This window comes from Herbidospora sp. RD11066, from assembly GCF_054661255.1.
The window spans coordinates 111,808-138,424 of sequence record NZ_BAAGDO010000013.1; the positions used below are offsets into that span (position 1 = coordinate 111,808).

The 26,617-nt window shown below is 70.2% G+C and carries 22 protein-coding genes; 8 read left to right on the plus strand and 14 right to left on the minus strand.

Features of this window, described 5'->3' with window-relative positions; all coding sequences use genetic code 11:
• Positions 1-50 precede the first annotated feature (50 nt).
• The gene (locus ACYQ78_RS35650; RefSeq protein WP_459805383.1) at positions 51-1,355 is read right to left on the minus strand and encodes an ABC transporter substrate-binding protein; all 1,305 of its coding nucleotides are present in this window, start codon (positions 1,353-1,355) and stop codon (positions 51-53) included.
• A 162-nt stretch (positions 1,356-1,517) separates the two neighbouring features.
• Between ACYQ78_RS35650 and ACYQ78_RS35655 the strand changes: the two genes are divergently transcribed.
• Positions 1,518-2,537 (plus strand): LacI family DNA-binding transcriptional regulator, encoded by a 1,020-nt coding sequence (locus ACYQ78_RS35655; RefSeq protein WP_459805384.1) that lies wholly within the window; start codon positions 1,518-1,520, stop codon positions 2,535-2,537.
• A gap of 55 nt (positions 2,538-2,592) precedes the next feature.
• On the plus strand, positions 2,593-3,240 hold the full coding sequence (locus ACYQ78_RS35660; protein WP_459805385.1) for an SDR family NAD(P)-dependent oxidoreductase: 648 nt from the start codon (positions 2,593-2,595) through the stop codon (positions 3,238-3,240).
• Between the two features lie 86 nt (positions 3,241-3,326).
• Here the strand turns inward: ACYQ78_RS35660 and ACYQ78_RS35665 are convergent, their stop codons facing one another.
• From ACYQ78_RS35665 to ACYQ78_RS35680, 4 genes are all read right to left on the minus strand, one after another.
• Complete coding sequence (locus ACYQ78_RS35665; RefSeq protein ID WP_459805386.1) at positions 3,327-3,713, minus strand: hypothetical protein; 387 nt, start codon at positions 3,711-3,713, stop codon at positions 3,327-3,329.
• A 53-nt stretch (positions 3,714-3,766) separates the two neighbouring features.
• Positions 3,767-6,076 carry a glycoside hydrolase domain-containing protein gene (locus tag ACYQ78_RS35670; RefSeq protein ID WP_459805387.1) on the minus strand — a complete coding sequence of 770 codons (2,310 nt, stop codon included), beginning with the start codon at positions 6,074-6,076 and terminating at the stop codon, positions 3,767-3,769.
• A 132-nt stretch (positions 6,077-6,208) separates the two neighbouring features.
• Positions 6,209-7,459, minus strand: a complete 1,251-nt coding sequence (locus ACYQ78_RS35675) for a BtrH N-terminal domain-containing protein (protein ID WP_459805388.1) — start codon at positions 7,457-7,459, stop codon at positions 6,209-6,211.
• A 206-nt stretch (positions 7,460-7,665) separates the two neighbouring features.
• Positions 7,666-8,307, minus strand: coding sequence for a hypothetical protein (locus ACYQ78_RS35680; protein WP_459805389.1), 642 nt, complete (start codon positions 8,305-8,307; stop codon positions 7,666-7,668).
• A gap of 17 nt (positions 8,308-8,324) precedes the next feature.
• Here ACYQ78_RS35680 and ACYQ78_RS35685 point away from each other — a divergent pair, with 17 nt between their 5' ends.
• Complete coding sequence (locus tag ACYQ78_RS35685; protein ID WP_169807662.1) at positions 8,325-8,477, plus strand: hypothetical protein; 153 nt, start codon at positions 8,325-8,327, stop codon at positions 8,475-8,477.
• Positions 8,478-8,487: 10 nt separating this feature from the next.
• Here the strand turns inward: ACYQ78_RS35685 and ACYQ78_RS35690 are convergent, their stop codons facing one another.
• The 6 genes from ACYQ78_RS35690 to ACYQ78_RS35715 form a co-directional block, all read right to left on the minus strand.
• Positions 8,488-9,345 carry a spermine/spermidine synthase domain-containing protein gene (locus ACYQ78_RS35690; RefSeq protein WP_459805390.1) on the minus strand — a complete coding sequence of 286 codons (858 nt, stop codon included), beginning with the start codon at positions 9,343-9,345 and terminating at the stop codon, positions 8,488-8,490.
• Entirely contained in the window at positions 9,342-9,722 is a 381-nt protein-coding gene (speD, locus tag ACYQ78_RS35695) for an adenosylmethionine decarboxylase (protein ID WP_459805391.1), read from the minus strand. Before speD ends, ACYQ78_RS35690 begins: the two co-directional genes overlap by 4 nt.
• A 5-nt stretch (positions 9,723-9,727) precedes the next feature.
• Positions 9,728-10,915, minus strand: coding sequence for a type III PLP-dependent enzyme (locus tag ACYQ78_RS35700; RefSeq protein ID WP_459805392.1), 1,188 nt, complete (start codon positions 10,913-10,915; stop codon positions 9,728-9,730).
• Positions 10,916-11,127: 212 nt separating this feature from the next.
• Positions 11,128-12,837, minus strand: a complete 1,710-nt coding sequence (locus ACYQ78_RS35705) for an MOSC domain-containing protein (RefSeq protein ID WP_459805393.1) — start codon at positions 12,835-12,837, stop codon at positions 11,128-11,130.
• 18 nt (positions 12,838-12,855) lie between these two features.
• A complete protein-coding gene (locus ACYQ78_RS35710) occupies positions 12,856-13,782 on the minus strand; it encodes a pirin family protein (RefSeq protein ID WP_459805394.1) in 927 nt (308 codons plus the stop codon).
• Between the two features lie 80 nt (positions 13,783-13,862).
• Complete coding sequence (locus tag ACYQ78_RS35715) at positions 13,863-15,092, minus strand: hypothetical protein (protein ID WP_459805395.1); 1,230 nt, start codon at positions 15,090-15,092, stop codon at positions 13,863-13,865.
• Positions 15,093-15,281: 189 nt separating this feature from the next.
• Here ACYQ78_RS35715 and ACYQ78_RS35720 point away from each other — a divergent pair, with 189 nt between their 5' ends.
• Positions 15,282-15,842: an RNA polymerase sigma factor gene (locus ACYQ78_RS35720; protein WP_459805396.1), complete on the plus strand. Its 561-nt coding sequence runs from the start codon at positions 15,282-15,284 to the stop codon at positions 15,840-15,842.
• 322 nt (positions 15,843-16,164) lie between these two features.
• The gene (locus ACYQ78_RS35725) at positions 16,165-18,573 is read left to right on the plus strand and encodes a helix-turn-helix transcriptional regulator (protein WP_459805397.1); all 2,409 of its coding nucleotides are present in this window, start codon (positions 16,165-16,167) and stop codon (positions 18,571-18,573) included.
• On the opposite strand, the gene ACYQ78_RS35730 is transcribed toward ACYQ78_RS35725, so the two are convergent.
• Positions 18,555-19,355 (minus strand): ABC transporter ATP-binding protein, encoded by an 801-nt coding sequence (locus ACYQ78_RS35730; RefSeq protein WP_459805398.1) that lies wholly within the window; start codon positions 19,353-19,355, stop codon positions 18,555-18,557. The genes ACYQ78_RS35725 and ACYQ78_RS35730 overlap by 19 nt on opposite strands.
• A gap of 12 nt (positions 19,356-19,367) precedes the next feature.
• Complete coding sequence (locus ACYQ78_RS35735) at positions 19,368-21,377, minus strand: beta-galactosidase (protein WP_459805399.1); 2,010 nt, start codon at positions 21,375-21,377, stop codon at positions 19,368-19,370.
• Between the two features lie 214 nt (positions 21,378-21,591).
• Here ACYQ78_RS35735 and ACYQ78_RS35740 point away from each other — a divergent pair, with 214 nt between their 5' ends.
• The 3 genes from ACYQ78_RS35740 (at position 21,592) to ACYQ78_RS35750 (ending at position 24,549) form a co-directional block, all read left to right on the plus strand.
• Positions 21,592-22,728: an ROK family protein gene (locus ACYQ78_RS35740; protein WP_459805400.1), complete on the plus strand. Its 1,137-nt coding sequence runs from the start codon at positions 21,592-21,594 to the stop codon at positions 22,726-22,728.
• Positions 22,729-22,818: 90 nt separating this feature from the next.
• Positions 22,819-23,040 carry a hypothetical protein gene (locus tag ACYQ78_RS35745; RefSeq protein WP_459805401.1) on the plus strand — a complete coding sequence of 74 codons (222 nt, stop codon included), beginning with the start codon at positions 22,819-22,821 and terminating at the stop codon, positions 23,038-23,040.
• A gap of 1,035 nt (positions 23,041-24,075) precedes the next feature.
• Positions 24,076-24,549 carry a hypothetical protein gene (locus ACYQ78_RS35750; RefSeq protein ID WP_459805402.1) on the plus strand — a complete coding sequence of 158 codons (474 nt, stop codon included), beginning with the start codon at positions 24,076-24,078 and terminating at the stop codon, positions 24,547-24,549.
• 114 nt (positions 24,550-24,663) lie between these two features.
• Here the strand turns inward: ACYQ78_RS35750 and recQ are convergent, their stop codons facing one another.
• A complete protein-coding gene (recQ, locus tag ACYQ78_RS35755; RefSeq protein ID WP_459805403.1) occupies positions 24,664-26,601 on the minus strand; it encodes a DNA helicase RecQ in 1,938 nt (645 codons plus the stop codon).
• Positions 26,602-26,617 lie beyond the last annotated feature (16 nt).

Genomic DNA, 26,617 nt, shown 5'->3' on the forward strand with positions numbered 1-26,617 from the left:
GGGACGCGCGTCCGGACGCGTCCCGCGATACCGGGTCTGGATCATGGAGGTTACTGCGTCGCCTTGGCGTACTCGTCGTCGAGGAACTCGGCGAACTGCTGGGCGTTCTTCTTGCCGGTGATCAGGTCCTGCACGCCGAGGGCGGCCTTGTCGGCCAGGCCGGGGGGCAGGGCGCCGTCGCCGGCCTCCTGCGAAAAGGCGTCGAAGAGGGAACCCTCCGTCATGCCCTTCTGGTAGATCTCGACGGTCGCGTTGTAGACCGGGCCCATGTCGGCGGGCGGGGTGTAGCCCTTGATCGCCGGGATCGAGCCGTCGGCCTTCACGAAGGCGTCGTTGTTCTCCTTGTCCTCGTCGAACGCCAGGGCCCACTTCTTGGCCAGCTCGACGTTCTTCGCGGTGGAGCTCACCAGGGTGCCGCCGCCGGTGTAGACCGGGGTCACCGGGGAGCCGTCGTCGGTCGGCCACGGGAAGGCGCCGACCTCGAAGGACGGCTTGTTGGCGTCGGCCGAGGTGGCGAACCAGGAGCCCATGGGGTACATGGCTCCCTTACCGTCACGGAAGGCCTGCTCGGTGTCGGCGTAGGAGCGCGACAGGCCGGCCGGGTCGATGTACTCGTTCTTGGCGAGGTCCTCGATCTTCTTGGCGGCGGCCACGAAGTCGGGATCGGTGAACTTGACCGAGCCCTGGGCGCGCTTCAGCAGCCAGTCGGGCGTCTTCTTGTAGACGTCCGTGGCGACGGTACCCGTCAGCGGGTACATGTCGGCCCACGTGTCGGCGCCGCCGCCGCCCACGATGAACGGGGTGGTGCCGCCGTCCTTCAGCTTCTTGGAGATGTCCAGAAGCTCCTGGTACGTCTTGGGCGTCTCGGTGATGCCCGCTTTGGAGAAAAGGTCCTTGTTGTAATAGACAACAGGGATGACCTGCGTGTTGTACGGGAGCTGGTAGACCTTGCCCCCGATGGCACCCGCCTTGGGCGCGATGAAGTTCACCAGCTCCTCGTCGGTGAACGGCGCGAGCTTGCCCGCCTGGGCGAACCCGGCGGGGTTGACCGACTGCAGGATGTCGGGCAGGTTCCCGGCCGCGTCGAGCTGCTTGGCGTACGCCGTGCGGTCGATGTTCGGCGTCACGAGCTTCTTGATGGTCACCTCGGGGACCTTCGCCGACGCACGGGCGATGGCCGCGTCCCAGAAGGCCGCGTTCAGGTTGGGCGTCTCGAAGACCAGGAAGCTCAGCTCGACCTTGCCACCGGCCGACGCCGAGGCGCCGCCCTCGGCGGCGGGCGCGGGGGTCTCGCCCACGCCGCAACCGGCCACCGCCAGCGCCGCTGCCAGGCCGAATATCAAAGTTCTGCGCATCGGCACAGTCCTCCTCCTTGACGATCCGGCTCCCCGAAGCCGATTGAGATAACGTTATCCCGATACCGTAGAGTGTTGCGCGGAGGTTTCAAGAGCGAGGCGGGCAACGAATTGGTCACGGGCCGAATGGCGCCAACGGGCGATCATGCGCATGATGGGCGGATGCAGGAGAAGCCGAGGGCACGCAAGGGCCGCAGACCCACGATGGTCGACGTCGCCCGTGAGGCGGGCGTGGCGCTCCGCACGGTCAGCAGGGTCGTCAACGACGACGCGACCGTCGGCGCCGAACTGGTCGAACGCGTCCGCACCGCCATCGCGAACCTCGACTACCGCCCCGACGAACGCGCCCGCCACCTGCGCCTGGGCGTCACGGGCACGCTGGGCGCGGCGGTCCGCCAGCTCTCCCACGTCAACCCGGTGCTCCGCGCCGTGGAACGCGCCGCCCGCGCGGCCGACCTGATGGTCCTGGCGGCCTCGACCGAAGACGACGAGAAGATCGAGCGTCACGTGGTCGAGTCGATGTGCCGCCGCCGCTTCGACGGCATACTGCTCGAACCCATCGGCGCCGACCACGGCTACCTGGTGCCCGAGCTGGCGGCGGGCCTGTCGCTGGTGGCGGTCGACCGCCCGGTGCTGGGCCTGGCCGTCGACTGCGTGCTGTCCGACAACGTGGCCGGCATCGAGACCGCCTTCGCCCACCTGGTGGCCCACGGCCACCAGCGCATCGCCTACATCGGCGACGACGAGCGCATCTACACCGCCCAGGAACGCGCCACGGCCTTCCGCGCCTGCATCCGCGCCCACGGTGCCGCCGCCGACCACATGATCCACACGGGCCCGATACTGCCCGAACGCATCCAGGCCGCCCTGGAAAGCGCCCTGTCCGGCCCCGACGCCGCGACGGCGATCATCACCGGGAACGCGACACTGAGCGTCGAGGTCGTCCGCCGCTTCCGCGACCGGACCGACGCCGTGGCGATCGTCGGCTTCGACGACTCGGAACTGGCGACCCTCCTCCGCCCCGACCTCACCGTGATCGCCCAGGACGACGCCGCGATCGGCGACACCGCCATCACGATGCTCCGCAAGCGCATCGCCGACCCGTCGACCCCGGTCCGAAAGGTCACCGTCCCCGTCACCCTGCGGCCCCGGGGCTCCGGCGAAACCCCACCCCCGGCTTGACCCTGCCGTTGACGTGACCGCCCTATCGTCGATCGTGGGGAGAGGGGGTCGTTCCATGCCCGCAGCAGTGATCATCGGAGCCGGTCCGGGCATCGGCCAGGCCGTGGCCCGCCGGTTCGCCCGCGAGGGATACGCCGTCACCCTGATCGCCCGCAGCGACAGGACGCTGCACGCGGCCGAGGAGGCGATGGGCGTCCCGGTCGTGGGGTTGAGAGCCGACAGCACCGACGAGGAGGCGCTGCGCGGCGCGCTCGACGAGGCCGCCGAGCTCCACGGCCTGCCCGACGTGGTCGTCTACAACGCCGCGATCGTCCGCTCCGACGGCCCGGGAGACCTGTCGGTGGAGGAGCACAAGGACGCCTGGGCGGTCAACGTCGTCGGCGCCCTGATCGCCGCCGCCCACGTGGCCCCCGCCATGGCCAAGCGGGGCAGCGGCAGTTTTCTCATCACCAGCGGCATGCCGAAGCCCCGGCCCGACTACGTGAGCCTGTCTCTGGGCAAGGCCGGCGTCCGCACCCTGGTCACACTGCTCGACGAGGAGTGGGGCTCCGAGGGGGTCCACTTCGCCAGCATCACGGTCCCCGGCGAGGTCGGCCCGACGGGCTTCGACCCGGAGGAGATCGCCGAACACTACTGGGACCTGCACAACCAGCCCCGCGGGACGTGGGACCTGGAGATCGTCCACAGGGCCCGCCGCAACTGACAGGCTCATCCGAGCCAAGGCCCGTCGAGCCCACCACGACGGGCCCGGCCCCACCCGTCATCGGCGAGACCCACTCGGCGTCGGGGTCATCCACCAGCCCGCTGAACGACACCGCCAGCGCCGGGCTCCGCCGGAACACGTCCGGCCCAGGCTCGGATCGCCACCGCTCCCCCGCAGATAGCGACCATCAGGCACACGTCCACGATCAGGTTGACCGGAGCGGGGACCAGCTCAAGAACGGTCCCGTCGGCGAAGTGACACCGGTGGCTGAGCGGGAGCCAGGTCCAGCTCGTGGCGGGACTGTCGAGAGGGCCGCCGGTGCAGTATTCGCCGGTGGGCCGCAGGTCCAGGAACGCGCCGGTCCACAGCCCGTACACCCAAGCCGTGAAGCCGATCACCGACGCGAGCAGGGCGCCGTAGCCGCAGCGGCGGGTGACCTCCCACCGCCGGTCCACGAGCTCTTCGGTCGGCACGTCCCCATCATGGCCGCGACCCGGCGCCGACGCGGCTCAGGTGCGCATATCGGTCAGTTCTCCTCTTCGGCTCGGGCGAGGACGGTCGCGACGAAGCCGTCGATGAACTCCTCCAGGAGGTCTCCAGGCAGGAACTCCGGGAGCAGGGTCGGCACGCCTCCGGTCGTCTCGATCAGGTAGGCGCGCCCCAGGGTGATCAGCGGGAAGGTGCTGCTCGTGAGGATGCGAGAGGCGAGGTCGCGCACCGTGTCGGGGTCGCCGCCGAACCGGCCCTGGTAGAACCGGCCGAACCGGGTCAGATAGCCGCCGCCCTGGTAGTAGGACTCGACCGCGTCGGCGATGGACTCGCCGCCGCGCACGCGCATCGCGAGGTTGAAGGCGTCGGCGTCCTCGATCAGGTCGCGGAGCTTGAACGTCCCCGTGCCCCCGAGCTGGGCCAGCTTCTCGGCGCAGTAGGCGTATCCCGAGGCGTAACTCGCGATGTCGCGGCGCCACTCGCCGTAGAAGGTCATCAGGTCGCCGCCCCAGCCCGCCACGTCGGAGTGGTTCTCCCCGATCAGCGGCAGCGGTGGCGGGTCGACATAGACGGCGTTGCAGGTCGCGCCCAGGTGGGAGACCTTCAGGGCGACGCCGTAGAACGGGTCGGTGAACTCCCTGACCGGGGTGACGCCCGCGTCGCGCACGTGCCGGACGAACCCCGGGTCGACCCCGCCGATCAGCCCCCGCCACATGACGTCGTCGTAGTCCTCGTGGCGGAGGAACTCCAGCACCCGCCGGTTCGCGTCCCCGCCGTAGCCGACGGCCAGGTCGTAGAGGGTTCTGACATGGGCGACGAACCCGTCGGCGGGGGCTGCGGGGTTGCCGACCGACGCCACACCCGGATCGCCCCCCGATCTGCGGACGTCCTTGTCGATCTCGATCCGCCCGGCGCCCGTCCCTACGACCAGGGTCTGGATCTGGTTGAACGCCCAGTTCTCCGGCAGGGGGAAGCCCATGTTGCCGGAGAACCCGGTCGACATCCCCGACACGAACGCCCACCGGGCGAAGGTCTTCTTGGTCACCTGGGCGCACACGTTGCGCGAGCCGTAGACGCCGTGGACGTACTTCTTCCCCTGGACGGCCAGCCCTCCGACCACGCCCTTGAAATAGGGGATGACGTGCGACTCGATGTCGGCCTGGGTGGCGTCGAAGTCGACCGCGAAGTAGATGACCGTCCCCGTGTCGAAACCGTAGGCGGAGGCGGCGCGGTGGGCGCCGACCGCGTCGAGGTAACCCTGGGCGTAGGTGAAGTAGCCGGCCGCGGCGCCGTAATACTGGGAGATCGGGAACACCCGCAGCCCGGCCGCGAAGATCGTGTCGAGCTCGCCGTCCTGGATCTGCTTCTTCAGCGGGGTCGCGCTCGGCCTCTCGTCGAGGTAACGGCCCACGAACCGGTAGCCCGCGTGCCACAGCGTCGCCGCCCGGTCGGCCGTCACGGTCGTGATGCAGTCGGCGGCGGTGCCCGGGCGGTCGGGGTCCCCGGTGGAGACGAGCGTCTGGCACCAGGTGGCGTAGTCGGCGCCGCCGGTCACGCCGAGTTCGGTGAACGTCTGGAACGCCCGGACATAGGCGGCCAGATCGACGCCGAAGGTGGCGGTGAACTCGGCCTCGCCGTATCCGGGCACCGGCCCGTTGAAAACGCAGGCGGCGCTGAAGATACGGACCCAGATCCCGGCGTCGCCCACGGTCAGCGGGTGGTCGCGCAGCCCCGCGCGGGTGCCGGGGCCGAAGTTCCCGGTGGCGGCGTCGTCGGCCATGCCCAGCTCGAACTGGATCGCCAGCCAGAGGGCTTTCTGCACGTCTCGCGAGAACAGCCCGTCACAGGGGATGACGTAGAAATTCCGCCGGTCGGTGTAACGCGAGTTCAGCCATTGCTGAACGGCCCGGACTTTCTCCGTTCCGCCGGAGACGACGACATAGGCGTCCATGGTGAGAATCGCCTTGAAAAGCTTCGGGGGAACGTCACCCTGCACCGGGGAAAGACCGGCGTCGGCGGCGATCCTTTCTATCGAGGCGATGGTGGTGGAATCGTATTCACCGAGCTTGTCGCCGCCCCAATAACCCTTGCAGAACAATCCGTGCTGCAGGATCTGGACGATGTTCGACTGCGCCGACCCGACCACGACGCCGGTCAGGGCACGCAGGGTCATCGGCCCGAAGTCGCCGTCGGGATGCGGGAGTTTCAGCTCGATCTGGAGGGCGCGGGTGAGCGAATTCATCGTTCCCCAGCCGGTGACGCCGTCTTCGGCGCACATGCGGTATCCGGTCATTCCGTCATAGGTGGCGTTGACCCATTGTTGTGCCGCCAGCACTTTAGCGTCCATCGCTGCGATGATTACCCGGCCGTCGGCCGCACGGCAAGACGTTTTCGCCGACGGACACCCGGAATATTCGCGCGAATGCGTCCCATTCTGAGAATTGCGGGGCCCGGCGTGGCGGGCCCCGTAATCAGTCCATTACTGCGGCGGAAGTGCCGCACGCAGAGCCGCGATGGCCGCGGTCTCCGCCTGGTAGATGGTGCCGAGCTGTTCACTCAGCGCCGGGAAGAACTCGGGCGACGGCGGCACCGCCTCTTCCTTCAGCGCCCACATCTCCCTGGCCGCCTCCTCCGCGTCGGCCGCGCCCGCCGAGCTCTCGGCCACCGAGGCCCGGATCGCCACGATGAGCTCGCGCACCCGCCGGTTCTCCGCCTCGGGAAGCGCCGTCTCGGCGAACGCGTGCCACAGCCCGTGGATGCGCCGGAACTCGGCCGCCAGGTCGTGCAGCGGCAGGTTCAGCAGGTCGGCCGCCTCCGCCAGGCCGTCGGCGAACAGGTCGCGGTGGTTGCCGCCGTCGGTGCCGACCGGCTCGATCGCCTCCCAGGCCGACAGCATCGCGCGCGCCAGCCCGTGCCCGTCGGCGAACACCTTCGGCCAGCCCTTGGCCATCGACCCGTCGACGATGGCGCGGCTCCACTTGCGCCACGCCGGGAGCGAGAACGAGTCGGAGGAGCCGCTCAGGTGGGCGGCGCAGTCGTGCAGCCCGGCCAGCACCGCCTCTTCGAGCCTCGGCTCCGCCGGGGTCACCGCGTGCAGCTGGTTCTTGTACGACCCCACGCGCCCCCGCGCCGCGTCCAGCCGGTCCCGTTCGACCCGCAGCGGAGCGAGGTTGCGGTCGTCGACGTAGACCCCGCCCTCGTCCTCCCGGTAGACCACGACCGGATGGCCGCCGTATCCGTCGAGGTGGGCCGGGGCGTGCCAGTAGCCCATGTGGTAGCGGTCGGGCAGGATCACGCACGCCCGCCCGGCGGCCAGCTCGGCCGACAGCCGCGCTGAGGCACCCTTGGCGCCCCCCGTCGTGTGGACGTCGAACGGCACCCCCAGCCGGGTCAGCATCGTGTCCATCCACTTCTGCGGATACTGCCAGCGGTTGCGGAACCCGAGCACGAGCGCGGCGGCGTCGTGCCGCTTGAACTCCCACAGGATGTAGCCCGCGCCGAGCCCTCCGCCGATCACGTAGACCAGTGGCTCACTGACGGGGAACCCGCCGTTGCGCATGATGTTGGCCACCGCCGCCGAGGCCGAGTGACGGCCGCCGTGGAGGGCCCAGCCGTGGTCGATCTCGGGGCCGGTCGCACCGGCGACGTGCATGCGGGCGGTGGTGTAACTCTCGCCCGTCTTGGCCATGCGGGCGCGGATGCGCGCCTTGAGCTGCTTCTTCCCGGTCATGACGACTCCATCGCGGCACACGCGAACACCCGGCCCACGCCCGCGATGTTCGGTTCGGCCGCTTCGGTTCTCGCCAGGTGAACGGGATCCGCCGCGCTCCAGAGGCGATGATGTCCCCTTTGCCTCCGCTGACGACGGGCCGCGTGGAAACCCGCTGAAGGAGGTTGGGCGGTGGAGCCCGCCGTCGCCCAACCTACCCCTGCCGGTCAGGTCTTCGGAAGGTCCACCTTCGGGATGTCGACCGCGATCTCGTCGCCCAGCCGGTAGCCCGTCGCCAGGTCGAGCCGGTCGCCGCTCCAGAAGCGCCCTGGGTCGTACCAGTTCGCCGCCTTGCGCTTCGTCAGCAGGCCCATCGCCTCGTACGTCACCGCCACCACCTCGGCGCAGTAGGCCGACTCCAGCGCCATGTCACGTGACCGCCGCGACGGCAGGCGTCCCCGCATCCACCGCCCCGCCAGCCGTGCCGTGGAGGGGAACGGGGTGCCGTCGAGCCGGGCGATCGTCTGGAGGACGGCGTCTTCCATCTCGCGGGTCACGTCGGGCTGGAGCTGGCGGAGCCAGCCCCGCTGGCCGTATTTGTTCGACCAGGTCGTCACGGCGTCGCGCAGGTCGTGGAGCTGGACACCTCGCTGGCGCGTTCCCGTCCACATGTCGATCAGGGATTTGCCCAGTTCCGCGTGCCACATCAGCGGCGGCAGGTCGTCGATCACGACGGACATGCCCACGTGGTTGACGGGGCTGTTGGTCGTCATCTGGATCGCGCGGTCGGGGACCGAACGGCCACGGAACACCCAGACGTCTCCGGTCCGGGTCTGGGTCAGCGCTTCGTCGAGGGTGATGCCGCTCATATCGGTAACCTAAGCACATGCGCTGGTGGAAAATCCTGGGCCTGGCCGCGTTCGCCGGGGTAGCGGCAAGCGGAGTCGTCGCGGTGCGCGCGGAGCGCCGCCGCCGGGCCTACACCCCCGAGGAGATCCGCGACCGGCTCCGCGAGCGGACGGCCGAGATCTCCTCGTAGGGCGGCCGTCTCAGCCCCGCAGCGATCGGGGCGGGACGGTGTTGCCGGTCAGCGCCGCGTCGTCGATCGAGACGGGGCGGTAGGGCAGGCGGGCCAGTCGTTCGCGCATGAAGCCCACCGGGTCGGCCAGGTCGTCGGCTCGGGCGCTGACGAACGCCCACTCGTGCTCGTCGGAGCCGTAGTAGACGACCGACGGGAACGCCTGGGTGAAGCGCTCCCAGGAACGGCGCAGCGTGTCGTTGCGCCACATCGTCATGCACCCCGCCTGCGTTGACACCACTCCCCCAGGTGCCAAAGCCTTGCGGCACATCTCCAGGAACGCCGTTCCGTAGAGACGGTCGTGCTGCGCGTCGCCCTCGGGGCTCTCGTCGGGCAGGTCGACCACGATCACGTCGTAGCCGGCCGCCGACTCGAGGAAGGCGTAGCCGTCCTCGTAGAGCATCCTGATCGGGCCGGTGGCCCGTTCGGCCGTGGTGAGCTCGGCGACGGTGTAGCCGTAGGGCAGGTGGTCGGCGCAGATGCGCACCGCCCTGCGGTCGATGTCGACGTGGTCGACGACCTGGGCGCCGGCGGCGACCAGGATCTGGCAGGCCACGCCCTCGCTCGACCCGATGACCAGGCAGCGGTCGAGCCGGTCGGCGAGCAGGGCGGGCGGGATGACCAGGGCCTCGTGGTAGACGAGCTGGCTGAACTCGGTCGACTGCCGCTCGCCGCCGCAGAACAGGCTCGCGCCCTGTTCCGTGACGGCGACGACGACATCCTGGAACTCGGTGGTCTCCTCGTGGAGGACGGCCTCGACTCGCCACAATCGGCGCATGCCACGGGTCGTCGGCTCGTCGATCCACAGGTGACCGTCGTACTCGATCAAAGCGGGACCTCCACTCGCTGGCCTCCCCTGCCGATGATCCTGGTCGTCACCCGGCCGGGGGACAGCTCGGCGGCCAGAACGCTCACGGCCTTCCGGGGGTCGGCCCGGTCACCGCAGGTGAAAACGTCGACGAACGCAGCTCGGTGCTGGGGATAAGTGTGCATCGAGGCGTGCGACTCGGCCAGCAGAGTGAGGACGGTGACCCCCTGGGGCACGAACCGGTGCGAGACGACCTCCATGACGGTCGCCCCGGACTCCTTCATGGCCCTGGGCAGGAGGGTGCGTAACAGTGATTCGTCGTCGAGGAGCGCCGGGTCGGCGTCCTCGAACTCGACGATGACGTGGATGCCGCTGAAGCGGCCGATCTGCGCGGTCATGGTCATCAGCCCGGCACGCAGAAGGTCGGCAGCGCGGGCAGGCCGTTGACCGCCGCACAGGAGTAGCTGGACGTGTACGCCCCGGCGTCCATGATCTCGATCGGATCGCCCGGCGCCAGCGACAGCGGCATCGCGTAGTCGGTGCGCTTGTAGAGCACGTCGTCGCCGTCGCTGGTCGGCCCCGCCAGCACGACGGGCCCGTCGGGGCCGAAGCCCGCCGGGGCGTGGATGCGGTAGGCGATGGTGTCGTTCTCCGTCTCGACCAGGCCGTTGTAGCGGCCGACGTCGAGGAACACCCAGCGGCGCGGGTCGGCGGGAACCCCGCCGCGCACGGCCACGACCTCGGCGCGGATCATTCCCGACGGGCCGACGAGGGATCGGCCCGGCTCGATGATCAGTCGCGGACGGTCACGGGGTTCGAAGTGGCGCGCGAGCGACAGGTCGACGGCCCGCGCGAACTCCTCGGGCTCGGCCGAGCGCTCGCGGTAGGAGATCGGGAAGCCCCCGCCGATGTCGATCACGGGCAGCCGCACGCCCTCGGGTTCGAGGAGTCGTGCGATCTTCGCGGCGGCGGCGATGCCGGCGTCCCAGGCGGCGAGGTTGCGCTGCTGGGAGCCGACGTGGAACGTGACACCCTGTGGCCGCAGGCCGCGGTCGGCGGCCTCGGCGAGCATCTCCGGCGCGGCCTCCTCGGCGCAGCCGAACTTGGCCCCGAACGGCATCGCGGCGGCCGGCGGGGTCACCTGGATGCGGCAGAAGACCTTCGATCCGGGCGCCTCGACGATGATGTTGCGCAGGTCGCCGGGGTTGTCGAAGGCGAAGGTACGCACTCCGCGCTCGTAGGCGGCGGCCACGTCGGAGCGCTTCTTCACCGGGTTGCTGAACGACAGCCTGGACGCGGGCACCCCGCGCGCCAGGCAGAGCTCGATCTCGGCGAGGCTGGCGACGTCGAAGCCGGCGCCTAACCGGGTGAGCGTGGTGATGACACCGGGTGCGGCGTTGGCCTTGACCGCGTAGAGGATCTCGGCTCCGAGGAACGCGAGACTCATGGCGCGGTAGGTCGACTCGAGTGTCGGTAGATCGATGAGCAGGCAGGGACTGGGCGTCTCGTGACGGTCGGCGAAGGCGCGCAGCCGCACTGCGGCCCCCTCCATCGCGCCCTCGACACGTCGAGTGAGAGTCAGGTCTGGCACGGCTCCCCCTTACTTTCCGTGGTATATCGCCCACCGAAAGTAGTCACAGAGAACGCCCAATGACCATAACCGCAAGGTGACACGGACCTTACTTAGCGAATTGATAGAGCCGGACGGTTTTAACCGTGTGGCGGGAAGGGCAGAAGAGAAGATTCCCGTGCTTCCATAGACCGAAATTTCACCACTTGTGTGGTCTTGGTCTCAGGACGTAACTAAATATCGAGGACGAGCCCCTCCTCGACGGGCACCGAACAGCAGATCAACGCGTCCCCCTCGGCGGGCGGTTCCAGCGGTTCGGTCCGATAGCGGATCTCACCGGCGAGCACCCCCGTCACGCACGTGTGGCACACCCCCGTGCGGCACGACCAGCGCACCGGCACGTCACAGGCCTCGGCCAGCTCCAGGAGGCTGCCGTACTCCCCGCTCCACCGGACGGTCAGCCCGCTGCGGGCGAAGGTGATCTCCGGCCCGTCACCCTGGACGGCCGGCGGATGCGGCCGGCGGTGCGTCTGGCCCACTACACCGGGGTTGACAGAGGCCAGCGCCCCGAACAGTTCGGTGTGCACCCGGGAGGCCGCGAGCCCGGCGCCGACCAGCGCGTCGGTCATCGCGCCCATGAAACCCGAAGGCCCGCATATATAGGCGTCGGCGTCGGCGGGCAGCCCCAGCTTGGCCAGGCTCTGGGCCGTTGGCCTGCCGATCTCTCCGTGGGGCGGCAGCGGGTCGCCGGGATCGGGCGCGGTGAGGAAGATCCGTTCCCGCGCGCCGGGGATCCGGCCGAGCAGCGCCCTCACTTCGGCGGCGAACACCTGTGATCTGACAGTACGTGTAACGTGCACCCACCAGACCCCCCTCCCAGTGCCCGTCTCCGCGAGCGAGTGGAGCATGGCCAGCACGGGCGTGACGCCGATCCCGGCCGAGATCAGCACCACCGTCGACGACGCGTCGGCCAGGGTGAACTCACCCCGGGGCGCGGCCACCTCCAGGGAGTCGCCCTCGGCGACCTGGGAGTGGAGGTATCCACTGACGTCACCGCCCGGTTCGTGCTTCACGGTGATTCGATAGCCCGACGATCCAAGCGACAGCGAGTAGCTCCGGACCGAGCCGTCGGGCACACGTACCGTCAGATATTGGCCGGGCAGCGCCACGGGCGGCGCGGAACCGTCGGCGGGGGCGAGGTAGAAGGACATCGTGTCCTCGCTCTCCCGCCGGACCTTCGTGACCCGCAGCGACCGGAACCCCGCCCACGCGGGCCGCGCGACGGGCCCGGCCGTGAGCAGGTCGCGGAACGACCCCTGCCAGCCGGGGCTCAGCGCCGGATTGTCCACAGCCGCCCGCAACCGGGCGGGATCGCGCGGCCCCGGAAGATAGAGGAGCGCGTCGGCCTCGGCGACCGAGACCGCCCCCGCACCGGCCGACACCCGCTCGATCTCGTCGCCCGCCTCCACGACGCCCTCGGTGATCACCCGCAGGTAGAACCCGGGCCGCCGGTGGCCGACGAGCAGAGAGGCCATCTCGGGTACGCCCAGCCGCATCCCCACCCGGAAACAGGTGACGCGGGGCTGGGTGACCTCGAACACGGCCGTCCCGACGCGGTAGCGATCACCGATGCAGACCTGGTCGTCGGGCAGGCCGTCGACGGTGAAGTTCTCCCCGAAGTGACCGTGCACGAGATCGTCGCGCCCGAGATGACGGCGCCAGTGGTCATAGGAGTCGAGCTGGTAGACCAGCACGGCCCGCTGCTCCCCGCCGTGGCCGTGGAGATCACCCTGGCCGTCGCCGTCGATGTTGAGCCTGCGCACCCGCCGCGGCCCGTCGACGCTGGACTTCCAGATGCCCGTGTGGACGGTGCGCCCCTCCCACGGCACGTCCTTCGGCAGCCCGACATTGACCGACACGAGTGTCCCGACGATCTCCCCCATACGGGAGACCTACCCAGGTCAGCGCACCCGGCCGCGCGGTTTCAACGGCAAAGAGGGCATCTCGGGCGCCCGGAGAGGGTCGCCGTCGTAGCCGGGCACCGGCCCGAACCCGCCGCCGGCCCACGAGCGCCGGAACTCGGCGATCTCGTCGTGGGAGCGCCCGACGAAGTTCCACCACATGACGATGCGCTCCTCGAACGGCTCCCCGCCGAGCAGCAGCAGCCGGGCGTCGCCGTCGAGGTTCAGCGCGGTCCCTCCGGCACCGAGATAGAGCATCGGCCCCGGTGCCAGCCGGATGCCCTCGGCCTCGGCGGTCCCGGACAGCGCGAGCAGCGCGTATTCCCACTGGGGATTCAGCGGCAGCCGGGCCGGGCCGGTCACCACGATCTCCGCTCCCACGATCGGCGTGTGGGCGGTGGCGGGCGAGGTCAGCCCGCCCAGTTCCCCCAGCAGAACGGTGACCGAGCAGCCGGGCTCGGTCAGCGCGGGCAGCACGGGGTGGTGCTCGAAGGCGGGCGCCCCGTGCCGGGCGCCTTCGGGCAGGGCGACCCAGAGCTGGGCGCCGTGCAGGCGCCCGTAGTCGGACTCCTCGGAGTGGGCGATGCCGCGCCCGGCGGTCATCAGGTTGAGCTGGCCCGGCTTGATCACCTGCTCGCTGCCGAGCGTGTCGCGGTGCAGCACCTCGCCCTCGACCAGCCAGCTCACCGTCTGCAGTCCGGTGTGGGGATGCGGCGGCACGGTCATCGCGGCCGGTTCGGGGCCGTAGGCGTCGGCGAAGCACCAGGCCCCGACCATCCGGCGGCCCGAGGTGGGCAGGGTGCGGGTGACCTTCATCCCCCGGGTCCCGCCCAGGACGACGTCACGGCCGGTCAGCAGCTCGGGGGCCCGCCCCGGGCCCTCGCCGCCGCATTCGGCCTCGCGGGGGTCGCTTTCGAGGTTGCTCATGGACGCGAATCTACGCCGCGAAGACGTACCGGAAGAAAAAGGGCCCCGCTCCGAAGAGCGGGGCCCCGAACTGCGAAGACTCAGCCGACGTGGCTGCCGTTGACCGACAGGACCTTCTCGGCCGGGGGGATCACCGGGAACTGGCCGGTGTCGACGATGCCGTGCTCCAGGTAGGCCGCCTCGATCAGCGCGTGGGCCTTGGCCTCGAGCTTCCAGAGGGAGCGGAACTCCTTGCACATGTCGACCGGGACGCCGGTCTCGCGGGCGATGTCGGCCGCGCGGGGCACGAAGCGCTCCTCGATGGCCTGGTCCCAGTAGGCGCGGGCCGCCTTGATCCACGACGAGCGCTGCATGACGTCGGCCGGGGAGGCGGTGGGACGGCGGAGCTCGTCCTCCTCGTCGGCGGGGGCCAGCAGGGCGCGCATCGCGATGCTCGGCTGCGGGGGCTCGGGCTCCCACGGCACCGGCGGGTGCAGGTCGAGCAGGGCGCTGGTGTTGAACAGCGCGCCGATCTGCGAGAGCAGCGCCTCCTGGCGCTCGGCGTCGTTGGCCAGGCCGGTGTGCTCGACGGCCTGGTCCATCGCGCGGTCGAGACGGGCCAGCGCGGTGCGCATGCGGCGCTGCGAGGCGCCGGTCTCCCGCAGGTGGCGGGCGCGCTTGGCGGCCAGGGCGACCCGGGTGAGGCGGCGGTGGGCGTCGACGTCGCTGGCGGTGCGGTCGCTCGACTCGGCCAAGCCGAGGCGGACCATCGCGCGCTCGGGGGTGAGGCGCCAGTGGATGCGGTGACGGCCGGTGAGCTTGACCCGCTCGATGGCCATGCCGCGCTCCCACAGCCAGGCGGCGACCAGCGGGGCGGCGAGGCGGAAGACGGCCTCGGCGACGCTGGCGGCGTCCATCGCGGACAGCACGGCCGACAGGCAGGTGAGCACCCAGACGGCGAGGCCGTCGATGCCGGCGGAGTAGTTCTCGCGCATGTTGCGGCGGGCGCGCACGGCGCTCGTGATGACCGCGACCTCGATGAACGCGAAGAGCAGCAGCCGCAGCGGGCCGTCGAAGCCGAGGACGTCTCCGGCGAACTGCCACATGCCCTGGGCGGACACACCGGTGGCGATGCTCGCGGCGACGACGGTGAGGATGTCTTCTGTCGGCCGCGGCGCCACGTAATTGCGCCAGATCCGACCGGCTCCGCGCCAGATGGCGCGTAAGACATAGAGCAGGATGACGAGGGCCACGAGGGCGAAGACGGCGATGATCGCCGCGCCCACGGGGTTCGCGGAGACCCAGCCGGTGAGCTCTTCGAATGCAGGCATACGGAACCATCAATCTCGGCGTCCGACGGTATAACGACGCGATCATTCCAGAATGTCGCGTGCCATGCGCGCGAAACCCCTGTGACAGCAGGGAAATCGGTGATTCCAGCCTCCTGTGGCGGACCGCCATATCGGGTGTCGAACCGGCTGGAATCGGTGTTAGATGGCGTCGGCGGAGGAGGACACTTCATGGACGTCGCCGACCTCGTCAAGGGGGCCGCCGGTGGAGACGAGGCGGCCTGGAACGCTCTCGTGGCACGTTTCACCGGACTGCTGTGGGCGGTGACCGCCGGGTTCGGCCTGGGTGACGACGACCGGCGCGACGTCGTCCAGGAGGCGTGGTTACGCCTGGCCGAACGCCTCGACCGCATCGAACAGCCCGACAAGGTCGGCGGCTGGCTGGCGACGACCGCCCGGCGTGAGGCCCTGCGGGTGGCGAAGGCGGCGGGCCGGGTGACCCCGGCGGGCGACGATTTCCTCGGCGAGGTTCGCTCCCCCGACCGCACCCCCGAACAGGTCCTCCTCGACGCCGAACAGGCCGCTTTCGACGCCGACCGCGCGACCCGCCTGCTCGCCGCCTTCGACCAGCTCGGCCAGCGCTGCCGCGACCTGCTCCGCATCCTGTCGAGCACCCCGCCGCCGAGCTACCTGGAGATAGCGGCGAAGCTGGACATGCCGGTCGGCAGCATCGGCCCGACCCGAGCCCGCTGCCTGAAGTCACTTCGCTCGAAACTCGGCGACCCGGAATAAGTCGCCCGCTCTTCACTTGAGGCGAATTGGGCGGGCACGAGCTCTGCCGCCCGGCCTTCCTTGAGGCGAATTGGCGGGCACGAGCTCTGCCGCCCGGCCTTCCTTGGGGCGAACCGCGCGGGCACAAACGATCAGCCGGCCACGTCGGCCGAAACCCGGGGACCGGGCATTCCGATCGGACCCACCGCCCGAAGCTCCTCCCAGCGAAACTCAACGACCCGCAACAGCCACGAGCGATCACGATTGCCGCGTCGGGGGAAACTCGGTGACCGGGAGTAGGTATCAGGATCGGGTGGGCGGCCTCCTACCTTCCGTGACAATCGTGTCGGAACTGAGGGGCGTCTTCGTCGGGCGCGACCGCGAGCGGGCCGTCCTCGGCGCCTGCGCCGCGCGGGCCCGGTCGGGGTCCCCGGTGCTGGTGCTCGTCGACGGCCCGGCGGGCGTGGGCAAGACCGCCCTGGTCAGAGGTGCGCTGGAGGGGTTCAGCGTGCTCGCCGCGAGCGGCGATCCGCTCGAAAGCTCTTTCCTGTACGGCTTCGCCCAGCAGTGGCTCCACGACGAGCCGTCAGGCGACCCCGTAGACGTGGGCGCCCGGTTGCTAAGCGTGCTCACCTCCTCCGACGAGCCCGTGGCGCTGGTGGTCGACGACGCGCAGTGGGCCGACACCCCGTCGGTGCAGGCGCTGGCCTTCGCCCTGCGGCGCCTGCACACCGGGAGGGTGCTGGTCGTCGTGGTGACCCGGGAGGAACCGCCCGACGGCCTGCGGCGCCTGTTCCGGGACGCCACCCGGCTGTCGCTGACCGGCCTGAGCGTCTCCGAACTGGGCGAACTCGCCGCGCACGTCTGCCCCGCACCACTCGGCGCCGCGGCGCTGGCCCGGCTGCGCGCCCACACCGGCGGCTCCCCGCTGCACGCTGAGGCGCTGCTCCGGCAGGCGCCGGAGGTGCTGGCCGACCCCATGGGCTTCCTGCCCGCGCCGCGCGGCTATGCGATGGACGTCCAGGACCGGCTCTCCGCGCTCCCCGACGAGACCCGCGCGCTGGTCCGGGCGGCGAGCGTGCTCGGCGAGGAGTGCCCGCTCTGGCAGGCCGAACGCCTGGCCGGGACGCGTGACGCGATCCTGCTGCTCGACGAGGCGGTGACGGCCGGGCTGCTGGTGTCCCGGGTCGGCGGCGGCGACCTGCTGGTGGCCTTCCCCGACCCGCTGACCAGGGCGGCCGTCTACGAGGGCCTGCGCCCGTTCGAACGCGCGCGCTGGCACCTGGACGCCGCCGGCATCTGCCCCGACCCGGCAGCCCGGCTCCGGCACCGGGTCGGCGCGGTCTCCCGGGCCGACGACAATCTGGCCGGAGAGGTGGCCGCCTTCGCACGGGAGCAGGCGGCGGCCGGAAACCAGGCGGCGGCGGCCGACCACTTCGAGCGGGCCGCGCGCCTGGCCGTCTCCGCTCGTGAACGCGGGGTGCTGCGGGCCGAGGCGGTGCACGCGCTGCTCCTCGCCGGTCAGACCTGCCGCGCCGCCGAACTCTCCCGCGAACCCAACCCCCACCAGGGCGCACGGGCCTTCGCGGCGGGGATCGTCGAGGACGCCTGCGGCGACGGGACCCGGGCGCGGGCTCTGCTCGAGATCGCCTGGCTCCACCGCGAACCGGCCTTCGAGGGAGCGGTGGCGACCGCACTGGCCCGCCTGTATTTGTCCAACGGACTCTGGACGAAAGGACACCAGTGGTCGCTCCGCGCATCGGGCGCCGGGGCGGGTTTCATCCGGATGGTGGCCCTGTTCGCCATTGGACAATCGGACAGAGCCCTGGAGACCCGCCTGCCGGACCCCGCCGTGGCCTCGCCCGAGGAAACCGATTTCCTCACCGGCCGGGCCGCCGTACGCCTGTGGACCGGCGATGCGGCCGGGGCACTCTCTGACGTAAGGGGCATCTCCGGCGAGGTCGCCGAGGCGATCCGCTGTCTCGCCGAGGTGCGCACGGGGGCCTGGGATGACGCGCTTTCACGCACCCGAGGAACCTGGACGGCCCCTTTCACGGTGGCGGCCCAGGCGATGGTCCACGCGGCCCGGGGCGATCTCGGCACGGCCCGAGCCTTGATCTCGAGTTGGGGCCCGGTGAGCGGCCTCGCGCAAGCGTTCCTCACGTCGGCGGCGGCCTTCGCCGACCTGGTCGAAGGAAAACAGGAAATCCCACATCCAGAAATTTCGCCCGTCACCGGATTCGGCTCCCGAGGCCGCATAGGCGGACCGTCGATTCCGCCGGGCATTCTGCCGTTCTCCGATCTCCTGACCGGCATCGGCGAGGGCGACCGCACGCGAGGGTCGAACGTGCGGTTCGAGGAGGCGCTGAACACGCCTGATCCCTTTGAGCGGGCGCGGGCCGAATTCGCCTTCGGGGCGCATCTGCGCAGGTCGGGGCGGCGGACGGATGCGGCGGCCCATCTCAGAACCGCCTGCGAAGGGTTCCGGGCGCTCAGCGCCGCGCCGTTCTTGGAACGGTCCAGGCAGGAGTTGGCCGCCTGTGGGCGGTCGAACGACGAGTTGACGGCCCAGGAGAGCACCGTCGCCGGGCTGGTGGTGGCGGGGTTGACCAACAAGGAGATCGCCCGGCGGCTGATGCTCAGCGTGAAGACGGTCGAATATCACCTGTCGAACGTGTTCGCCAAGCTCGGGGTGTCCTCCCGGACCGCACTCGTCGCACGGATGATGACGGCTCAGCCTCGGCGGGCGTAGTAGCGGCCGTCGTGGCGGTCGATCCTGAGCGGGCGGCCGAAGCACTCGCTCAGGTGGTCGCCCGTCAGGGTCTCGTCCACCGGGCCGCCGACCAGCACCCGGGCGTCGCGCATGAGCAGCGCGTGGGTGGTGGTCGCGGGGACCTCCTCCAGGTGGTGGGTGACCAGCACGGTCGTCAGGTCGCCGGGGCGGGCGGCGAGGTCTTCCAGCGCCTCGATCAGGTCTTCGCGCGCGGGCAGGTCGAGGCCGGCGAAGGGCTCGTCGAGCAGGAGGATCTCCGGGTCGGCCATGAGGGCGCGGGCCACCCGGATGCGGGCGCGTTCGCCCTGGGAGCAGACGACGAACAGGCGGTCGGCCAGGTCCTTGCAGCCCAGGTCGGCGAGGAGGGAGTCGGCCTTGGCGCGTTCGGCGGGGCCGTACTGATCCCAGAGGGGGGCGCTGGTACCGGAATGTCCCGTCAGGACGACCGTGCGGGCGGTCGCGCCCTCCTCCTCCAGCAGCGACTCGTCGACCAGACGCTGGCTGGCCGCCACCAGGCCGATGCGGCGGCGCAGTTCCCGCAGGTCGACCTTGCCGAGCTGGCTGCCGAGCACGTGGGCGGTGCCGGAGGTGGGGTGGCGGACGGCCGCGGCGACCGACAGCATCGTGGTCTTCCCGGCGCCGTTGGGGCCGAGCACCACCCAGTGCTCGCCCCGCCGGACCGTGAGGTCCACGTCGGAGACCAGCGCGCGGCCGACCGCGCGGACGCTCACCCCGTGGAGTTCAAGCGCGGAATCGTTCATCCGCACAGCATGTCAGTTCACCCGGAACGTCCCGTTCACCCGGTCCAGGTCGGCGGGGTGGTCGGCGATGTGGATGCGGTCGCCGTACTTCACTCCGGCGGGGACCGACGAGTCCAGGTAGGTGTTGACGCCCTTGACCAGGAAGTCGTCGAGTTCGCCGTCGACGATCCGGAGCAGCGCGGCGCCGCCCTTGGCCGTGATCAGCTCGATCGGGCGGCCGTCGAGCTCGACGCAGACGGCGCCCTCGTGGTCGCTCTGGGTCAGCACGGTCAGGTAGGCGACGTCCCGCTCGGGGTGGACGCGCAGGTAGGCGTCGGCGTGGCCGTTCGTCACCCGGATCCGCGAGGCCACGGGGGCCTCCGCCGGGGAGAGGGCGTCGGCGAGGACCGTACAGGGACGGAGGTTCTCATCGAGGGTCGGCGCCGGGCCGTCGACGACGACCGAGCCGCCGGCGGCGAGGTGCGCGGCCAGCAGCGCCTGCACGTGGCGGTGCATGAACGGCCCGCCCGGTACGGTCACGCTCCCGTGGGCCGCGAGGCTCTCGACGGTGGCGCTCTGGAGTTCGACCAGCGCGTAGTCGACCCCGTCGGCGCGGCAGCGCTCGTGGTAGGCGCGCAGGGACCGGCCGAGCTGCGGGGCGTCCGTGCCTTCGGGCGAGAAGGCGGCGATCCCGGCGTAGGGCAGGTAGAGGCCGTAGGCTCCGGCGCGCTCGGGGCGCGACTCCAGGAACTCGGCGCCGTGCAGCGCCAGGAAGTCGGACATCGATTTCAGCGTGTGGGCCTTGGGGGTGGCCTGGCCGTGCTCGTCGATGGGGGCGCAGTCGGGGTAGGGCGACTCGTGCAGGCTGTCGAGTTCGTCGGTCCAGCCGGCGGTGTTCACACCGGTGTAGACGTTGAAACCGGTCGCGCCCGCCGCCAGCGCGAGCAGCGTCTGGTGGTAGGAGGTCGCGCCGTCGGCGTAGGCGGGGTCGTAGAGCTTGGAGAAGCCCCAGTTCTCCTCGAGGTTCGGGCCCGGCGCGCGCTTGGCGGCCGTCACGTAACGGGCGTGGGAGTCGCGGTTGGCCGAAACGACGCCCATCCAGTTGGTGAAACCGTAGTTGATGCCGTCCCAGATCTCGGGGCGGACCCGGGCCAGCCAGTCGTCGAACGAGTGGGGGTGCTCGGCGGGCGGGTTGAGGTTCACGACCACCGGGACCTGCGCGTCGACCGCGGCGGACCAGCGGTGGTAGACCTCGGCCAGGTATTCGCCGTGGAAACGGCCCCAGTCGGCGTAGGTCTGCAGCTCCTCCGATCGCGCAGGCCCCGTCCACTCCCTCGGGGGCTCGGCGTCGGACCAGTCGGTGAGAACGGTTCCGTGGACGCGGTTGTACTCGTCGAGGGTGCCGTACCAGTCCTTCAGCCGGTCACGGTAGAAGGCCAGCGCCGAGGCGCTGTAGTCGTAGGCGCTCAGCGGCAGCGCGCCGTTGGTGTAGATGCCCTCGTTGGCGATCTGCATCAGGATGATCGGGCCGTTGGGCCAGGTCGCGGGGGCGATGACCTCCTTGCCGGTGGCGTTGAGCCACTGGGTGACCCAGCCGTCGAACAGCGGCGCCAGCGGCGCGGGCAGCGGTTCGCCGAGCCAGTCGGAGCTCTTGCCGGTGGAGTCGAGCACGGCCTCGATCGCCGCGTTGTTCCTCGGGCACACCCAGTCGGGCAGACCGCCGTAGTTGGTCTCGGCGTGGATGAACGGCCCGGGTTTGGCGATCACCCGCAGGCCGAGCTCGTGGCACAGCGCCAGGAATCCCACGACGTCACGGTTGCCCTGGCTCTCCCCCGCGAAGTCGGGCGGGCCGTCGGGCGTCGGCTGGTGGTGCCGCCACGGGAGATAGCACGTGATCACGTGAATGCCCAGGTCGTCGCGGATCGCGATGAGCCGGTCGCGCCACACGGAGGGGTCGTCCCGGTAGTACGGATAGTCGGCCGTTACGAGCACCTGCGGCTCGCCGTCGATGACGGTCACCCCGTCGCGGACCTCGATGGCCACGCTCACTCCTTCACTGGTACACCCGATTGCTCTAATACATAGTCTATAACTTGAAAAAAGTCACCCACGGATCATTGGTAACGCTCCGACCACGGAGGATGACTTATTTTTGGCTCTGATCTAACATGGGCGCAGACGTGGGGGAAGGAAGATCATGGTGAGGCCCGAGCGACGTACCGTCCGCGATCTCCGAAGGGGGAATCGGGCGGTTCTGTTGCGTGCTCTCTATTTCGCGGGCCCGACGAGCCGCCACGAGCTGACCGCCCTGACCGGGCTCAGCGCGGCGACCGTGAGCAACGTGACCGGCGACCTGCTCGCCGACAACATCATCGTCGAGGCCGGGCTGGTCGACAGCGACGGCGGGCGCCCGCGCGTGCTGCTGCGCGTGAACCCGACCTACGGCTTCGCGATCGGCGTCGACGTCGGTGAGACACACGTGCGGGTCGAGCTGTTCGACCTCGACATGAACGAACTGGCCAAGAGCGAGTTCGCGCTGCGCCCCGGCGCCCACGAGGTCGACGTCGTGGTCCGCCACATCCTGTCCGGCATCGAGGCCGTGGTGGCCGACAGCGGCGTGCCGCCGTCGAAGGTGCTCGGCATCGGCGTGGGCGTCCCCGGCATCGTCGAGCGCGGCCCCGAGGCGATGATCCACGCGCAGACCTTCGGCTGGGACTCGGTCCCGCTGGGCACCCTGCTGCGCGCCGGAACCCCCTTCCCGCTCCACATCGACAACGGCGCCAAGACGATGGGCCAGGCCGAGATGTGGTTCGGCGCCGGTCGTGGCTCCCGCCACGCGGTGATCGCCCTGATCGGCTCGGGCGTCGGCGCCAGCATCATCGCCGACGGCGCGACCTACCGCGGCGCCAACAGCTCCGCCGGCGAATGGGGCCACACCAAGATCGCCATCGGCGGCCGGGGCTGCCGCTGCGGCGGCCGCGGCTGCCTGGAGGCCTACATCGGTGCCGAGGCCGTACTGGAACGTGCCGGGATCGATTTCAACACCTCGACCGAGCAGGCCGCGTTCGCCGACCTGGTGACCTCCGGCTCCCCGGTGATCGACGAAACGGTCGAATACCTGGGCGCCGGCCTCGCCAACCTGATCAACCTGTTCAACCCCGAGCGGATCGTCGTCGGCGGCTGGGCCGGTCTCCTCCTCGGCCAGCACCTGCTCACCACGATCAAGCAGAAGGCCGCCGAGAACTGCCTCACCCAGCCCTATTCGACCGCCTCGATCGTGCTCGGCCGCCTCGGCCCCGACGCCGTCGCCCTGGGCGCGGCCACCCTGGTCGTCGACGAATTCCTCCTCAGCACCACCTCGGCGTCAGTGACACGGGAGCCCGCCGTAAGCTAGTTCGGCGCGCTGACCTTACGGATTTCCGTAACGTCAGCGCACGGATACCGCAGAATGGCGTCAAACCCCCCACTGGCCGAGGAGATCACTTTGGGCACTTCACGCGACATCCTGGACCTCGCCGTCAGCGCCCGCGAACTGGCCGACAACCAGCCCGCGGGCACCCTGGAACACGCCGCCGCCACCTCCGTGGCCATCACGTGCGCGACCACCCGAGACGAGGACCAGGCCCGATCGGTGCTGGAGGGCGTATCTCCGGAGGAAGTCCGCGCCGCGGCCCTGGAGCTCTTCGAACGCCTCGCCCAGCAGTAATCCGCCCCGGAACTCCGGCCTGTGGGGGCGCCGGTTTCCGATCGCGGACGAATTCACGCGGGCCGAACCGTGACATGTCAGGCGTTGACGTCACGGTCGACGCCCGGCGGCCAACCGTTCCGAGCGCTTTGACGGCGGAGGAACGGGCGAAGGCCCCGGGCGACGGGTAGGCCGACGTGAGCTGTACGAGTCGCGATACACGTTGGCCAGGCGAGGCAGCCAGGCAAAGCGGCTGGGCATGCGGGTCGGGCGAGGCAGCCAGACGAGATGGCCGGACACGTTCGCCAAGCGGAGCAGCCAGACGAGGTGGTCGGGCACGTTTCGCCAGGCACGTTCGCCAGCCGAGGCGGCCGCACAAATTGGCCAGGCGAAGCGGCCGGACACGTTGGCCAGGCGAGGCAGCCAGGCAAGACGGCTGGGCACGTGGATCGGACGAGGCAGCCAGGCGAGGTGGCAGGGCACGTTCGCCATGCGAGGCGGCCGCAGAAATTGACCATGCGAGGCGGCAAGGCAAGACGGCTGGGCACGTGGGTCGGGCGAAGCGGCCAGGCGGGGCAGCCGGGTGAGCCGGAGGCCAGGGCGATCCGGCCTCCGGCCGGATATTTCGGCGTTTGCCTAGGTTCGGATGCAAGCGCGGGGATGAGCCAGTGGGACCCTCTCCCACCTCGGTTCCCGCCCTCGCCCTGCCTGGCCGGATTTTTCGGCACTCGCCCAGCGCCCGACCCGAATCAGGTACACCGGCGTCAACACCGCGGGCTGGACCGACGAGCTCGACAGCCCGCACGAGTCGCCCTGCCCCGACTGCGCCCCAGCGACGAGCACGGCCAGGCCCCCAAGGCCCACACGCTGAAATCGATGGTCCGCCTCAGGGTTCCCGCCCCCGCCCCGTTCGCGTCCTGATCTCGCCTGGCCGGATATTTCAGTACTTGACCTCAGCATGACATTGGCTATCGATTGGCTCTACGAGATCATGGCGAACGGGGTCAAGAGAGGGACGAGATGCGGGTTGGTCGATCAGCTTCGAAGCCGGCCCGCGTGGTCCTCGTCGCGGTGCTGATAGGGGCGACGGCCGCCTGCGTCAACAGCATCGAAGGTTCCATCGGGATCACGCGTACCGACGACGGCGGCCTCGCGATAGCGGTCGCCTGGTGCGACAGGCCCGCGAGGATGGGAGCGGCGATCCTTCAGCCGGATCCCTGGAAGACCATCGTCGTCTACGCCAACCCGAAAGTCGGCAGCGGGGCCGAGTACGAGATCATCGACATGAACTCTCCAGCGCATCCCTGGCAGATCGAAAAGGGTTCGGCGCATCTGGAACCAGGCATCCGCTACCACGTGGAGGCCTGGCCTGATGACGGCAAGGAGGGAATCTTCGGTCAGGTCGAGTTCACGCCGGAAGACGTGGAGAACCTGAAGCCGCGACAGGTCCTGAAGGGGATTCCTGGAAGCGTCGTGAGCTGGGACGAGTTCCGGGAAGACGCCAAGAGCGTTACCTGCGCATTCACCTAGCACCACTCGGCCATCAGTGCCATCTGGCGCGGAAGCAGCAGTTCGGCCTCCCGGGCAGATGCCGGGCGCAAGAGCTGCCTGCCCGGGCAGCTCTTGCGCTCAGGAACGGCTGGTCTACTCGGCCGGTTCAACCTCCTGCGCGGCCAGGACCTCCAGGATCGACTCGCCGTATTTGGCCAGTTTGTTCTCGCCGACGCCGCTGATCGTGGCGAGTTCCGCCAAGGTCGAGGGCAGGCGGGTGGCGATCTCCTTCAAGGTCGCGTCGTGGAAGACCACGTAGGCGGGGACGCCCTGTTCCTTCGCGGTGGCCCCCCGCCAGGCGCGGAGCTGCTCGAACAGCGGTTTGGCCTCGGAGGGCAGGTCGGCCGCGGCCTGGGGGGCCGATTTGGCCACCGACACCTTGGTCTTGCGCTCCGGGTCTTTGCGCATGCTGATCGTGCGCTGCCCCTTGAGGACGTCGGCGCTCTCGTCGGTGAGGATCAGCGTGGGGTAGTCGCCGCCCTCGACGTCGAGGATGCCCAGGGCCAGCAGCTGGCGGATGACCGCGCGCCATTCGGGTTCGCGCAGGTCGGTGCCGACGCCGTAGACGCTCAGGGTGTTGTGGCCGTATTGGCGGATCTTGTCGTTGTCGCGGCCGAGCAGGATGTCGGTGATGTGGGCGGCGCCGAACTTCTGGCGGCGTTCGCGGTGCAGGCGGAGCACGGTCGACAGGACCTTCTGGGCGGCGACCGTGCCGTCCCAGGACTCGGGTGGAGTCAGGCAGGTGTCGCAGTTGCCGCAAGGCTCGGCCTTCTGGCCGAAGTAGTCGAGCAGGCCGACGCGGCGGCAGCCGACCGACTCGCAGAGGGCGAGCATGGCGTCGAGGTGGCTGGAGAGCCTGCGGCGGTGGGCGTCGTCGCCCTCGGAGGTGTCGATCATGCGGCGCTGCTGGACGACGTCCTGCAGGCCGTAGGCCATCCAGGCGGTGGACGGCTGGCCGTCGCGGCCCGCGCGGCCGGTCTCCTGGTAGTAGCCCTCGATCGACTTCGGCAGGTCGAGGTGGGCGACGAACCGGACGTCGGGCTTGTCGATGCCCATGCCGAACGCGATCGTCGCGACCATCACCAGGCCCTCCTCCCGCAGGAAGCGCGCCTGGTGGGTGGCGCGGGTGCGGGCGTCGAGGCCCGCGTGGTAGGGCAGCGCGGCGATGCCGTTCTGGCTGAGGAAGGCGGCGATCTGCTCGACCGAGTTGCGGGACAGGCAGTAGACGATGCCGGCGTCGCCCTTGTGCTCGTTGCGGAGCAGGTCGAGGAGCTGCTTCTTCGGTTCGTTCTTGGGGACGACACGGTATTGGATGTTGGGCCGGTCGAAGCTGGCGACGAAGTGGCGGGCGTCGTCGAGCTTGAGGCGGGTGGCGATCTCGGCGTGGGTGGCCGGGGTGGCCGTGGCGGTGAGGGCCACGCGCGGCACGTCGGGCCAGCGCTCGTGGAGGGCCGACAGCGCCAGGTAGTCGGGCCGGAAGTCGTGGCCCCACTGGGACACGCAGTGGGCCTCGTCGATCGCGAACAGCGAGATCTTGGCCCGGTCGAGCAGCTTCATCGTCTGCTCCGACCGCAGCCGCTCGGGCGCGAGGTAGAGCAGGTCGAGCTCACCGGCGACGAACAGGGCCTCGATGGCCTGCCGCTCCCCCATGTCCTGGGTCGAGTTGAGGAACCCGGCCCGGACGCCCAGCGCGGTCAGCGCGTCGACCTGATCCTGCATCAGCGCGATCAGCGGCGAGATCACCACGCCGACCCCGGGCCGCACGAGGGCGGGAATCTGGTAGCAGAGCGACTTCCCGCCCCCGGTCGGCATCAGGACGAGGGCGTCACCGCCCCCGACGACGTGATCGATGATCTCCTGCTGGCCGTCGCGGAAGGTGGCGTAGCCGAACACACGGTTCAGCACGTCATGGGGGTCGGTGAACCGGGTCTCGTCGGCCCAGGGGGCCATCTCGAGGCGCGGTTCTTCTTCGCCGTCCCAGTCGGGGGCCTCGATGTCGGGCCAGGGGACGAGCTCGTCGGGGGAAGCCACCCGAACACCCTAACGA